A 12,696-nucleotide genomic window follows, 5' to 3' on the forward strand; every position below is an offset into this window, starting at 1 on the left:
AGTACATTTGTACTCTATCTGGTATTCAGCGGCTGAATCTGAGTCCGTGCCCTTCATCCGGCATTTCACAAAATGCTTAGCCCGTTAGGTGGAACCAGTTCCACCGGTGATACTGGCACGGTAGAATCACTCGCGGAGGGGTGGGCTCTTCCTCTCGCGCAAGCGAGGGCGGTTCTGATAATAAACAGTTTCGGCTGTTGGGCTTCGGCCCGCTGATCCCATTAGGGATGTCCAACGGTACTCAAATCCTCCCACCCCTTCTCCCCTTTTCTATGGAGAGATGTGCGTGAAAAAGGACAACGTCTGGTTCACTTACAAGGCGCGAATTCAGGCTCATAAACGCCTAGAGTGGCTGGACTTTCACTCACAGCTCTTGCTGGTTTGGTATGCGATTCTAAGCACGGCCCTGGGGGTGCTAACCATACGACACAGCACAGTGCTGGGCACCGACACTGATGTCATGGCGACCATTCTATCCGTCGCGCTGCTGGGCATCTCACTCGCGGTAGCGAATCGGGATTTCCGAGGTCGTGCGATGCTGATGCGTACGAATTATCTGGAGCTGCAGAAGCTTCATCGTGATTTGCCCAACGACTCATCTGAACCTGACGCCCCGAAGCCCACACCTGCGCAGGTAAACCGCTATGACGAATTGCTCGCTGAGTCCGAAAATCATCGAGAGATCGACGATCGCATAGCGCGGGTGTTCGCAACTGGGCTTACCAGTCGAGTTCCAACGGGTTTCGAGTACTTCAATGCAGTGTTCTGGCTGACGATGCGCTTTTTGATCACCACGATGCTTTATGCACTGCCTGTGGTAGTCGGGCTTTACTCGTTTTGGAACAAGCCATGAGCGCGGCCCTGAGTTTCAAAAAGCGCTTCAGCCGTGAGCACCTTTTGGAAATCTACACCGAGAAAATCAAGCAATCTGGTGCAATCGGGCTCGACCGCATGCGCCCGGCTAACCTCAACAAGATTCTGAGTGCGGAAATCGACCACATTCACGAAAAGGTTCACCAGGGTGAGTACCGCTTCACCGCCTACAAGGAAAAACTGATACTCAAAGGGGCATCATCTCTTCCCAGGCAGCTATCCATCCCCACAGCCCGAGACCGTATCGTCCTGCGCGCGCTCTGCAATTGCCTCTCTGACGTGTTCCCCCTTGCGAAACTCACACTCCCTCAGACCGTCATCGACTCGCTGAAAAAAGCGCTCGACTCAGGCGCTTACGCTGAATACGCCAAAATCGATCTGAAAACGTTCTATCCATCCATTCCCCATGACCTTGTAGCCTCGGCAACAAAGAAAAAGATCAGAAAACCAGAGCTTCGCAAGCTGATCAGCAGTGCCCTCACCACGCCCACTGTGCCTGAATCCAGGGGAGGTAAAGGTGCTGATCGCCCTACTATTGGCGTACCGCAGGGCCTGGCAATCTCCAACGTACTTGCAGAGATTGCCTTGCAAAGCATTGATGCCACCTTTGGATCAAGGCCAGGTATTTGGTACAAGCGCTACGTGGATGACATCCTGATCCTCGCGCCCGCAGGCTTGGCGCGCTCAACGGCAAACGAGCTGATTACCCAGCTAAAGGGGTTGAAACTCAACCCTCATGACTTTGGGCCCGACTCGAAGTCTAAAGTCGCACCACTGAGTGATCCCTTCAGCTTCTTGGGTTACCTGATTGAGAACGACAACGTACTCATTCGCCACGAGAGTATTCTGAGGTTCGAGGCATCGGTGGCCAAGATCTTCACCGCTTATCGCCACAAATTGCTGACCGCCCGTAGCGTGGCAGATAAAGAGCGTGCGCTTGCCTATTGTCAATGGAAGCTCAACCTCAGGATCACCGGTTGCATTTTCAAGGGGAAGCGGCTCGGCTGGGCAGCCTACTTTTCGCAGATCACCACGACTGCACAACTACGCTCCGTGAATCACACCATCAGGAAGCTGACCGATCGATTCTGTCCCGGCGGCGAGATTCGCCCAAAGTCGCTGATCAAGACTTATTACGAGCTTCAACGAGGCATGAAGGCAGGTGATGGATACATTCCAAACCTTGACGCCCTCACGGTGCCCCAGAAGCGCGAGAAGCTCGCTATGTGGCTTGGCGCAGAAGCAGCAAAATTGAGTGATTCAGAGGTCGAACGCCGCTTTGAGATCAAAGCCAGCAAAGCGGTGCGGGAGCTGGAGGAAGATATCGCACAAACCTCCTGAAGCTGGAGTTTGGGCCCAGATCAATTCCTACTCTGAATTTGCCGTGGCTAGCAGCCACCCGCGCAGTGGCTTGATGCTCCATGGCAAATAATTCAGGTTACGGGCTTAGTGAACAAACTGGTGCAAGGCGGTCAAACCATCGACTGCATAATTTAATATATGGATATCATCAATGACAATATTTGAGGCGGCAAACGTAGAAGAAGCAGTTGCGCTTGCTGAGAGTTTCAAAGCCGAAGGACGCTACGATTGGTTTCGAGGACAGCTCCGCGAGTGGACGCCAAGTTCGTCACTGGAGCGCAAAGTACTTCACGACCCGGCCGCTAAACCTCAGCTCAATGAGAAGCTGATCAGGTTCACGAACTGGGTGATCGAACAGCCAGCTCTCGCTTATCTTGCGGAAGAAGAGCACGTCGATTCTCTATTCGCTGTACTCCAACATTATGGATTCCCTACAAACTATATCGATTTTAGCACCGAACCTACAATTGCAGGATTTTTTGCATCTGACACTCAATCTCAGCCCGAAGAACCTGGCAACTGCGTTATCTACTGTCTAAATACTTCAGACCTTAAAGAATTTTATGGTCATCTGCCCCCTTCGATTGAAGGGATAGAGTTTATTGCAGAGCCAGTGACGGTTAACGTCCCTAATCTTTGGAGACTGGAGTCCCAGCACGGTCACTTCTTGTTCGCGAACCATCCCTGGTATCAGATTTACGACATGGATAGAATCGTATTCCCTTGGAGTGGTGCTCCAGCCTTCCCATCGCGTGAACAGATATATCCTTCACACAAGAGCGCTTTGGAGCAATCACTCGACACGTATTTCTTCAACGAGCGACGCATAGAGAACAATGCCTTGCTCCGTGCCATGGCAGAGGAACAAGGAAAGCAAAGCCTGTTCCGCAACATCTATGTCGAAACGCCCGAAACCTATGAGTCAGACTCATTTATCGCCCCGCTGAGCCCCACCCCGCAATGGAGCGACGAGACACTTGAACTATGGCGAGTCAATCCGAACGAACAATTTTATTCGACTGTTGGCCGCCATATGCCTTTGCCCCTTCGCAGAGAGGCCACAGCCCCCAGTCTTGCCGATCAGGTGAAACATTCGATAAGAGGGGCACTTAACACACAACGAAGGCTTCGAGCCCAAGCAGTAGAGTGGGTCTTTACCGGACTTCCCGAGGAAGTCGACGAGGCGTTGCTGAGTTCTACGACTCGTCAAGCATGGAACGGTATGCGAAATCTCCCCTATACGAATGAAGACATCGCCTGCGCCATTTCTACTTTGATTACCCTGTGCTCAACTCCAGATCATTATTCGCCTGTAGGCTATAAAGTTGACAAGGCATTCCAAGAATGGATTCCGGACGCCATCTATGTCGAATTTGGTTACCACGGCGACTCTTACTCCAGAGCTTACTGCTCAGCTAGTCAGTTGTTTAACGCATTAGATCCGGCATGGATTTCAAGCCTTAAAGATCCCGAATCAGTGATCTCGATGACACATGCATTCCAGAAAACTCATGACCCTCGCCTTATGTTCGACTTCGGCCAGCTGTCGAGAATTTTCGCTCGCGAAATTATTCCATCACAGCTTGCAATGAAGCGATCGCTAGTTCTGTACAACCCGGCAGACCTTGTAGTTCTTAATATTTCATAACGTAATGGCGATTCAAAAGCCGTCCCATTGAGGTGACAGTTATAGAGAAGTAAGGCCTCTGGCGCCACCTACCGTTGATGCCGTATACACAGTATTCGGGAAATGAAACTTGTGCAGAGCAGCTCGAATCGCTGAACCGTTATGGAGGCCTTTCTTTTTCAGTCCTTCAATTGTGGGTTAATCATGGAACTGCCCCGTCCCATTTGGCCCAACTCATCTTCGCGAGGGATGTTGGCTTGTAGTTACGCCTGGCTTGGACGTACAGAGGGCTCGTAAGCGCCCTTCCTAGACCGAAAAAGTTAGATGCATGCCAGCTCTGTGTTCCCCATACCTTAGAAACTCCGTCATGCCAGCTCTGCCCGTTGGGCGGTCGCCCGCTGCAGCGTATCAAGGTCAAACAGCCCTCTCGTTGTTTTTGCTGAGGTGTCAGTTGAGTGATGCTGGAGATCTGGCGGGCTAAGCTGTCAATCTTTCTGTCATGACGGAAATTTCCATAGCTCTTAGTGTCAATCTAAGGGGCAGCTGCGTAGTCAACTGTCAATCTTGAGCGCGGAGTCATGCTGTCAATCAAAATCATCAATTTCTTTTCTTTAAGGCCTCTAATATGGAGCTTGGCAGAGGTGTCAATGGCCATGGTCAAATCCACTGTGTGTTACCACGACCTGGCCGAGCGCCAGTCTACGGGTGTTATTGAATTCCTCAAGGTGCAGCAAGTGGCCGCAGTGATCGTCGGCGGCTTGGCCCTGGACTATTGCGTCAAGACCACCGCCCGCCAGTTGCGCCAGGCCGGTTTCCAGGTGCTGCTGTACTTGCCGGCCTGCCGCGCCCTCACCCAGGCAGGCGCCATTGCCGCATGCGGCGCCCTGGCTGCCGAGGGCGTGATCCTGTGTGGCGACGAGGCAGCGCTCGATCACCAGCTCGCGCTGATCAAACAAGCCCATCCCTGAACCCGAGACCTTGCCCAGCCTATTAGCCAAGCGGCTTTTACGACGCAACACGTCCAGTGATTAGTACTTTCGTGCACCCCGTCCGGTAATGCAAAAGTAGAGGGAGCAACTGGATTTCCACCAGCGTCGGAATTGAACACAGCTTTTCTGTGTGAATTTCTCGAGGTGCACGATCATGGCTAATGACCAAGGTAAAGGCGGACAACAAGGCGGCAACCCTCAACAAACTCCGGAGCACGTCACCAACGACCCCGGCCAGAAAGGAGGCCAGATGCCGGATGATCAATGGAAAGAGGATCAGCAGCGTTCGGGTGGAGGGGCACAACGCGGCGCAACGGGTGGCCATGGCGCTGGCAGCAAGTCGGACAACGAGCATGAGCAAGGCATGGACCGCCAGCCGGAACTCGATGAAGACGACGACGCCGGCAAGCGCGACGAAAACCGTTGATTGCAGGTGGCCAGGGCAAGGGACTGCCCTGTTACACCCCACATAATTCGATGAACCGCGCCGCCGCCCGCGAGGGGGTCGCGGCATGCGGCAACAGGATCGAAAAGTGCCTGACCAACGGTTCAGGCGCAATGTGCAAGCGCCTGAGCGCGCCGTCCTCATGCCTGATCGACATCGCCGACACGAAACCGATGCCCATCCCCGCCCGTACCGCCTCCTTCACCCCTTCGACCCCGGCAATTTCCAACGACACACGCATCGCCACGCCACGGCGGGCGAACGCCCGTTCGATGATCTGCCTCACCCCCGAACCACTCTCGCGCAGCACCAAGGGGTAGTTGCCAAGTGCCTCCAGTGTCTGGTGTTGGTTGTCCAGCAGGGGATGACCGCTGGGCACGATGGCAACGATCTCGTCCTCTCGCCACGGGGTCACACCCGTCCCCAGTGGTAATTCCTGCCCCGGCGGGCCTTCGATCAGGGCGATGTCGACATTACCCAGGCTGGCGACGATCTCTGCCGTATTGCCGTGGGAAGTGGTCACCAGGATGTCCGGGTAGCGCGCATGGAAATCGGCAATCAGGTAGGGCAGCAGGTAACTGGCCGGTGTGGTGCTGGCGCCGATGCGCAAAGTGCCGCGCTCCAGACCGCGCATGGCCTCGCGCAGGGCCTGGGCCTGGCGGAAAGTCTCGCGCAGGCGCTCGGCATGGGCCAGCAGCTGCTCACCGGCAGCGGTCAGCCGCACGCCACGGCCAGCGCGCTGGTAGAGCGGTTCGCCGAAGGCTTCCTGCAGCAGCTTGAGCTGGCCGGACACTGCCGGCTGCGACAGATGCAGGGCCTGGGCCGCATGGCTGATGTTGCCGTGCTCGGCGACCGTGGCGAAGGTTATCAGTTGTTCCGGGGTCATGATTTAAAAATATCAGCTAAACGGATATTTCACATCTTAAATTACGATTTTTTATAAGCTTATAACCGGATTAACGTAAGCCATGTCGAAACATGTCCCGGAGGACTCACATGGCCACGGTTCCGTCCAACCCCGCTTTTGCGCCCACCCTCTCTACCCGAGGGCAGCTCAATGGCATTCTGTTCGTCGCGTTGTTCGCCATTGCCGTCACCCAGCTGGCGTCATTGCCAGCCATTGCCAACTTGGGCATCAGCCCCTTGATCGTCGGTATCGTTGCCGGCGCCTTCTACGGGAACGTGCTGCGCGATGGCGTACCGGCCAGTTGGGCGGTGGGCATCAACTTCTCTGCGCGCAAGCTGCTGCGCATTGCCGTGGCCTTCTTCGGCCTGCGTGTGAGCCTGCAGGAAATTGCCGAAGTCGGCTGGTCGGGGCTGACGGTGTCGCTGCTTGTGGTGGGCAGCACCTTGCTGATCGGCCTGTGGGTTGGCATGAAACTGTTCAAGCTGGACCGCGACACCGCGCTGCTGACCGCCGCCGGCAGTGCCATCTGCGGCGCCGCTGCAGTGCTCGCCTTCGAATCGGCGCTGCGCAGTGCGCCGCACAAGAGCGCCATGGCGGTGGGCAGCGTGGTGCTGTTCGGCACCCTGTCGATGTTCATCTTTCCGCTGGCGATCAATGCCGGCTGGCTGCCGCTGGATACCATCAGCGCCGGCCTTTTCCTCGGCGGAACCGTGCATGAAGTGGCCCAGGTGGTAGGCGCGGCCAGCAACATCAGCCCCGAGGCCACGCACATCGCCACCATCGTCAAGATGACCCGGGTGATGCTGCTGGTGCCGGTATTGCTGGTGGTCGGTGTGTGGATCAGCCGCTCCCACCAGCCGGGCCAGGGCCACGGCAAAGGCCGCATCGCCCTGCCCTGGTTCGCCTTCGGCTTCCTGGGCCTGGTGCTGGTGAACTCGCTGCAGATTTTGCCGGGTAACGTGACCCAGGTAATCAACAGCCTCGACACCTTCGCGCTGACCATGGCCATGACCGCATTGGGCATGGAAACCCGCTACAGCCAGATCCGCCAGGCCGGGCCACGGGCACTGGCTACCGGGGCGATTCTCAACCTCTGGCTGCTGGGTGGCGGGCTGGCAATTACGCTGGGTGTGCAAAAGCTGTTCGCATGACTTAAGGTGGAGGCAGAGAAGGATGTTTTACCTGCACAGGAAAGACTTAGATGCCCCAACGCCATGTCATCAATGCATCCGTCAGCCCCAAAGGCAGCCTGGAGACGCTGTCGCAACGTGAAGTCCAGCAACTGAGCGAAGTCGGTACCGGTAGCCTCTACACCCTGTTCCGCCAGTGCGCCCTTGCCATCCTCAACACCGGCGCCCATGTCGACAATGCCAAAACCATCCTCGAAGCCTACAAGGACTTCGAGGTGCGCATCCACCAACAAGACCGGGGCGTGCGCCTGGAGCTGCTGAATGCTCCAGCGGACGCCTTCGTCGATGGCGAAATGATCGCCAGCACCCGTGAAATGCTGTTCAGCGCCCTGCGCGACATCGTCTACACCGAAAGCGAGCTGGCCAGCCAGCGCATCGACCTGGAAAGCTCCCAGGGCATCACCGACTATGTCTTCCACCTGCTGCGCAACGCCCGCACCCTGCGCCCGGGCGTGGAGCCGAAGATGGTGGTGTGCTGGGGCGGTCACTCGATCAGCACCGAGGAATACCAGTACACCAAGAAGGTCGGCCACGAGTTGGGCCTGCGCAAGCTGGACGTCTGCACCGGGTGCGGCCCGGGCGTGATGAAAGGCCCGATGAAGGGCGCGACCATCGCTCACGCCAAGCAGCGCATGCACGGCAGCCGCTACCTGGGCCTGACCGAACCCGGCATCATCGCCGCCGAGGCGCCCAACCCCATCGTCAACGAACTGGTGATCCTGCCGGACATCGAGAAGCGCCTGGAAGCCTTTGTGCGTGTCGGCCACGGCATCATCATCTTCCCCGGCGGCGCCGGTACTGCCGAGGAGTTCCTCTACCTGCTTGGCATCCTGATGCACCCGGACAACCACGACCTGCCCTTCCCCGTGGTACTCACCGGGCCGCGCAGCGCCGAGCCGTTCCTGCTGCAACTGCATGCCTTCGTCGGCGCCACCCTGGGCGAAGCGGCCCAGCGCCACTACCAGATCATCATCGACGACCCGGCCGAAGTGGCCCGGCATATGGTCGAGGGGCTCAAGGAGGTCAAGCAGTTCCGCCGCGAGCGCAATGATGCTTTCCACTTCAACTGGCTGCTGAAGATCGACGAGGGCTTCCAGCACCCGTTCGACCCGACCCACGCCAACATGGCCGAACTGGCCCTGCGCCGCGAGCTGCCGCCGCATGAACTGGCGGCCAACCTGCGCCGGGCGTTTTCCGGGATCGTCGCAGGCAACGTCAAGGACAAGGGCATTCGGCTGATCGAGGAACACGGGCCGTATCAGATCCGTGGTGACAGTGCGGTGCTGGAACCGTTGGGGCGCCTGTTGCAGGCGTTCGTCGACCAGCATCGGATGAAGTTGCCGGGTGGGGCGGCGTATGTGCCTTGCTATCAGGTCGTGACCTGAGATCCTCGGGCCGCGTTGCGGCCCTATCGCCGGCAAGCCGGCTCCCACAGGTGCTCCACTGCTATACAGCCCTGTGGGGTGCCTGTGGGAGCCGGCTTGCCGGCGATAGGGCCGCAACGAACAGCCCGCTACCTGACCGAACTCACCACCGTCCGGTCCACCAACCGAATACTATCCCGCCCACCCCGCTTGGACTGGTACAGCGCCACATCCCCCTGCTCGATCAACGCCGCAAGACTCGCCGGCGGCTGGTCGAACACATTGGCGCCGATACTCAACGTCACCGCCTCCGGCGTAGGCATGGCTTGTTCAGCAAAAGCCTGGAACTGCTGACGCAACTGTCCCCCTAGCGCCACCACCCGGTCACTGCTGGCATCGCTGAGCAGAATCACGAACTCATCGCCCCCCAACCGCGCCGCCAGTGAGCGCTCCGGCAGCACCGCGCGGATCATCTCGGCAAGCGCCACCAGCAACCGGTCCCCCGCCACATGGCCATGCAGATCGTTGACCAGCTTGAAGTTGTCGATGTCGATCAGCAGCAGTGCCCCAGGCTGGGCCGGGCTGACTGCCTTGAACAGGTGCGTGGCCCGCACTTCGAGAGCGCGGCGGTTGTACAGCGCAGTCAACGGGTCACGGGCGGCCAGGCGGGCGATGCGTTCTTCGCGGCGATAACGCACGGTACCGGTCATCGACAAGGCGATCAGCATGATCGCCATCGCCCCTTCGACCAAGGAAATCTGGATGATCAGGCCACCGAAGGTCGCCAGGTCGATCAACGTGCCGGGGGTGACCGCGATGATCGCCTTGGCCACATAGAACAGCCCGTGGATCAGCAGCACATAGCGCAACTGCACCGCCCCCACGCTCAACGACTTGCCATGTGGCCGCAGCAAAAGGCTGGCCTTGAGCGTCAGCAACGCCACCAGCAGCGAGTTGACCATCAGCATGACCTTGGACCACTGCGGCCCCACCGGCAACAGCAGCAAGCCGAACCACACCACCATTATCAGCAGCCAGGCGCGTGATACCCGCACCTGGGTAAAGCGCAGCACGCCTATCAGGAAAAACCAGTGAGCCACCACCAGCAAGCCATTGGCGAACCAGATGCCGATCAGCAGCAAGCCGATCCCGCGCAGCAAGGCGAGGGTCGAACCGACCGTAATGGTGGCGAACCCTGCGCTCCAGAACAGTAGCGAGGGCTCGCGGACGCTGCGCCATTCGATCGCCAGGTACAAGGCAGCGGCAGCTGCCAGGGCGATGGAGAGGGTGAGCATCGTGGGTGGGTCGAGCGCCATGAAGGTATTGGCCTATCCGGTTAACGTGGAAAACGCCCGATTGTAGCCGTTTGCCATGACTTTTCAGAGAGGGTGAAACGCTTCAGAGCACCCGCTTGATCAACGGCTCCAGGCGGCTGTAACGCAGGCGCCGGAGGAACTTGCGCACTTCCTTGGGGTGCTCCGCCTTGACCCCCAGGTCATGCGCCGAATCGATCTTCGGTGCATGCCGGCGGATGCCTTCCAGTTCCTCGGCCCGGGGCGCCAGCCACTGCCCCTGCGGGTCATCGATCAGCAGGCCGTTTTCCAGGTCCAGGTTGAAGCCGCGGGGGTTGAGGTTGTTGCCAGTGAGCAGCGAATAACGCTGGTCGATCCATACCCCCTTGGCATGGAAGGTGTGCCCCGGATCGTTCCAGATCCGCACCACCAACTGGCCGCTGGCGATGGCAGCGTGGCGACGGCGGGCGAAGGCGCGCAAGTTGTCCTCGTAGAGGTACGGCAGCGCGCCGCTGGCACTGAACGGCTCGCCTGGAGCGATATAGAAGTCGTTGGCGGTGCGGTGGCCGACGATGAGCTCGACCTGCACGCCCCGATCCAGGGCATGGTCCAGTTCACGCATCACCACCCGGGGCGGGTTGAAGTAGGGCGTGCTGATGACCATCTGCGAACGCGCTGCCGCCAGCAACGCACACAGGGTACGGTTGAGCGGGTTGCCACGGCCAACGCCGAGCAGCGGCACCACCCGCAGGCCCTGCTCCGGCAGCGCTGCAGGTGCCTCATAGGCCATGCGCCGCAGGCGTGCACGCAGGCGGCGGATGTCGCCACGCAAATTGCGCGTCGACGGCGGCGCCGGCAGATCAAGGCGCGGCGTGGCAGTGTCGTGCAGCAGGCGCCGCACCAGGTCGACCATGGCATCGGCCAGCGGCGCGGACTGGAACAGGTGGTAGCGGTCCAGGCGATAGCGGTCGAACCGGTGCAGGTAGACGTTGTTCAGGCTGGCACCCGTGTAGATCACGCAGTCGTCGATGACGCTGCCCTTGAGGTGCAGCACGCCGAACAGCTCGCGGGTTTGCACCGGCACGCCGTGAATCACCACATCCAGCCCGCGCAACTGGCGCTGGGCCTGGTACCAGGCGGCATTGCCCGGCTGTCGCCCGGCGCCCAGCAAGCCACGGCGGGCGCGGAACCAGTCGACCACGATGACGATTTCCAGGCCCGGCCGTGCGGCCTTGGCCTGGTACAAAGCATCGAGCACTTCCTGCCCGGCCTCGTCCTCTTGGAGGTACAGCGCGACGATGACGATGCGCCGGGTCGCCGCGGCAATCCGCTCGAGCAGGCACGTGCGGTAGGCCGCGGCGTCGGGCAGCACCTGGATCGCGTCCGGGGCGATGGCGAAGCCTTGCAGCGCTGCCAGCATGGAATCGGGGTTCACGTAGGTTCACCTTCTGTCTGCAATCAGGTCCATTCCTGGCCGCTGCCTGCGGGGTGTAAGATCGACCCGGCAACGACCCATAACAACAAGAAACATGCGAGGCCTGTTTTTCCCACTGCCCCTGACGAACTCAGCCTCAGCTTGCACAGGAAGATCGCAATGGTCCACCCCGCTTCTGCCATCCTAACCCCTTCCCGCGCCAAGACCTTCGGTTTTCTGGTCCTGCCCAACTTCACCACCATCGGCCTGGCCTCGGCGGTCGAGACCTTGCGCATGGCCAACCTCGCCGCCCGCCACAGCGTGTATCGCACAGTGCTGATCGCCGCCAGCCAGGAGCCGGTGATGGCCAGCAACGGCATGCGCATCCTGCCCGACCACAGCATCGCCGACGCCCCCGCGTTGGACGCCTTGTTCGTTGTCGGCGCCAACCCCATCGACCGCGGCCGCGGCACCCGGCCGCTGACCGACTGGCTGCGCCAACTTGCCCGCCAACAGGTGCCGCTGGGCGGTATCTGCACCGGCAGCTACCTGCTGGCCAAGGCCGACCTGCTCAAGGGTTACCGCTGCACCATCCATTGGGAGGACATCCAGGCCCTGCAGGAGCACTTCCCCGGCATCGTCATCTCCAGCCAGTTGTTCGAACTGGACCGCGACCGCTACACCTGCTCCGGCGGTGTGGCGGCCATGGACATGATGCTGCAGCTGGTCGCCCGTGAAGCCGGCGGCCAGGACATTGCCGCCAAGGCCGCCGAGCTGCTGCTGTGCGACCGCGTGCGCGGCGAGCGCGAGCGCCAGCGGGTGCCGCTGCGCACCTTGCTGGGCAGTGCCCAGCCGAAGTTGAGCCAGGTAGTGGCGATCATGGAGGCCAACCTTGAGGAGCCGCTGGGGCTTGAGGAGCTGGCCAGCCTCAACGAAGTGACCGTGCGCCAGTTGGAGCGGCTGTTCCACAAGTATCTGCAGCGCACGCCCAGCCAGTACTACCTGGAGCTGCGCCTGTCGCGGGCACGGGAGTTGCTGCTGCGCAGCGATGTGCAGGTGCGCGAAGTGGCGCTGGCGTGCGGGTTCAGTTCGCCGGCGCACTTTTCCAAGAGTTACAGCCGGTTCTTCGGGCTGTCGCCGCTGGGGGAACGCCGGCAGGCATCGTTGCATTGATCGAGCCTTTCAGTGGCTGCACTGGCCTCATCGCCGGCAAGCCCACACCGGTGAGCCGGC

Annotated in this window: 10 protein-coding genes and 1 pseudogene; 8 read left to right on the forward strand and 3 right to left on the reverse strand. The window is 59.7% G+C overall.

Annotated features, from left to right (window positions below):
• The first annotated feature begins 286 nt into the window (after positions 1-286).
• The 5 genes and pseudogenes from KU43P_RS16225 to KU43P_RS16245 all read left to right on the forward strand — a co-directional run bounded on the left by KU43P_RS16225 (position 287) and on the right by KU43P_RS16245 (position 5,278).
• Complete coding sequence (locus tag KU43P_RS16225; RefSeq protein ID WP_317658371.1) at positions 287-853, forward strand: SLATT domain-containing protein; 567 nt, start codon at positions 287-289, stop codon at positions 851-853.
• Complete coding sequence (locus tag KU43P_RS16230; RefSeq protein WP_317658372.1) at positions 850-2,214, forward strand: reverse transcriptase domain-containing protein; 1,365 nt, start codon at positions 850-852, stop codon at positions 2,212-2,214. Before KU43P_RS16225 ends, KU43P_RS16230 begins: the two co-directional genes overlap by 4 nt.
• A gap of 172 nt (positions 2,215-2,386) precedes the next feature.
• Positions 2,387-3,883, forward strand: coding sequence for an FRG domain-containing protein (locus KU43P_RS16235; protein ID WP_317658373.1), 1,497 nt, complete (start codon positions 2,387-2,389; stop codon positions 3,881-3,883).
• A gap of 650 nt (positions 3,884-4,533) precedes the next feature.
• Positions 4,534-4,830 (forward strand): annotated as a pseudogene (locus KU43P_RS16240) (isochorismatase family protein); the annotation flags it as partial.
• 175 nt (positions 4,831-5,005) lie between these two features.
• Positions 5,006-5,278 carry a stress-induced protein gene (locus KU43P_RS16245; protein WP_317658374.1) on the forward strand — a complete coding sequence of 91 codons (273 nt, stop codon included), beginning with the start codon at positions 5,006-5,008 and terminating at the stop codon, positions 5,276-5,278.
• Between the two features lie 31 nt (positions 5,279-5,309).
• On the opposite strand, the gene KU43P_RS16250 is transcribed toward KU43P_RS16245, so the two are convergent.
• Entirely contained in the window at positions 5,310-6,182 is an 873-nt protein-coding gene (locus KU43P_RS16250; RefSeq protein ID WP_317658375.1) for a LysR family transcriptional regulator, read from the reverse strand.
• Positions 6,183-6,292: 110 nt separating this feature from the next.
• On the opposite strand from KU43P_RS16250, the gene KU43P_RS16255 reads away from it, so the two are divergent.
• Together KU43P_RS16255 and ppnN are read left to right on the forward strand one after the other, a co-directional pair.
• Positions 6,293-7,354, forward strand: a complete 1,062-nt coding sequence (locus KU43P_RS16255) for a YeiH family protein (protein WP_317658376.1) — start codon at positions 6,293-6,295, stop codon at positions 7,352-7,354.
• A 50-nt stretch (positions 7,355-7,404) separates the two neighbouring features.
• The gene (gene ppnN, locus KU43P_RS16260) at positions 7,405-8,778 is read left to right on the forward strand and encodes a nucleotide 5'-monophosphate nucleosidase PpnN (RefSeq protein WP_317658377.1); all 1,374 of its coding nucleotides are present in this window, start codon (positions 7,405-7,407) and stop codon (positions 8,776-8,778) included.
• A gap of 128 nt (positions 8,779-8,906) precedes the next feature.
• Here ppnN and KU43P_RS16265 read toward each other — a convergent pair whose 3' ends face one another.
• Together KU43P_RS16265 and pssA are read right to left on the reverse strand one after the other, a co-directional pair.
• Positions 8,907-10,073, reverse strand: a complete 1,167-nt coding sequence (locus tag KU43P_RS16265) for a GGDEF domain-containing protein (RefSeq protein ID WP_317658378.1) — start codon at positions 10,071-10,073, stop codon at positions 8,907-8,909.
• Positions 10,074-10,155: 82 nt separating this feature from the next.
• Positions 10,156-11,469, reverse strand: coding sequence for a CDP-diacylglycerol--serine O-phosphatidyltransferase (gene pssA / locus KU43P_RS16270; protein ID WP_317663845.1), 1,314 nt, complete (start codon positions 11,467-11,469; stop codon positions 10,156-10,158).
• A 174-nt stretch (positions 11,470-11,643) separates the two neighbouring features.
• On the opposite strand from pssA, the gene KU43P_RS16275 reads away from it, so the two are divergent.
• Positions 11,644-12,636, forward strand: coding sequence for a GlxA family transcriptional regulator (locus KU43P_RS16275; protein WP_317658380.1), 993 nt, complete (start codon positions 11,644-11,646; stop codon positions 12,634-12,636).
• The last annotated feature ends 60 nt before the right edge of the window (positions 12,637-12,696 follow it).

This window comes from Pseudomonas sp. KU43P (assembly GCF_033095865.1).
Lineage (GTDB): Bacteria > Pseudomonadota > Gammaproteobacteria > Pseudomonadales > Pseudomonadaceae > Aquipseudomonas.

Bases quoted from the DNA above. Each gene is read 5' to 3' on its own strand.
- KU43P_RS16230 (WP_317658372.1), top strand. From the start codon at position 850: ATGAGCGCGGCCCTGAGTTTCAAAAAGCGCTTCAGCCGTGAGCACCTT.
- KU43P_RS16235 (WP_317658373.1), top strand. From the start codon at position 2,387: ATGACAATATTTGAGGCGGCAAACGTAGAAGAAGCAGTTGCGCTTGCT.
- KU43P_RS16245 (WP_317658374.1), top strand. From the start codon at position 5,006: ATGGCTAATGACCAAGGTAAAGGCGGACAACAAGGCGGCAACCCTCAA.
- KU43P_RS16250 (WP_317658375.1), bottom strand. From the start codon at position 6,182: ATGACCCCGGAACAACTGATAACCTTCGCCACGGTCGCCGAGCACGGC.
- KU43P_RS16255 (WP_317658376.1), top strand. From the start codon at position 6,293: ATGGCCACGGTTCCGTCCAACCCCGCTTTTGCGCCCACCCTCTCTACC.
- ppnN (WP_317658377.1), top strand. From the start codon at position 7,405: ATGCCCCAACGCCATGTCATCAATGCATCCGTCAGCCCCAAAGGCAGC.
- KU43P_RS16265 (WP_317658378.1), bottom strand. From the start codon at position 10,073: ATGGCGCTCGACCCACCCACGATGCTCACCCTCTCCATCGCCCTGGCA.
- pssA (WP_317663845.1), bottom strand. From the start codon at position 11,469: ATGCTGGCAGCGCTGCAAGGCTTCGCCATCGCCCCGGACGCGATCCAG.
- KU43P_RS16275 (WP_317658380.1), top strand. From the start codon at position 11,644: ATGGTCCACCCCGCTTCTGCCATCCTAACCCCTTCCCGCGCCAAGACC.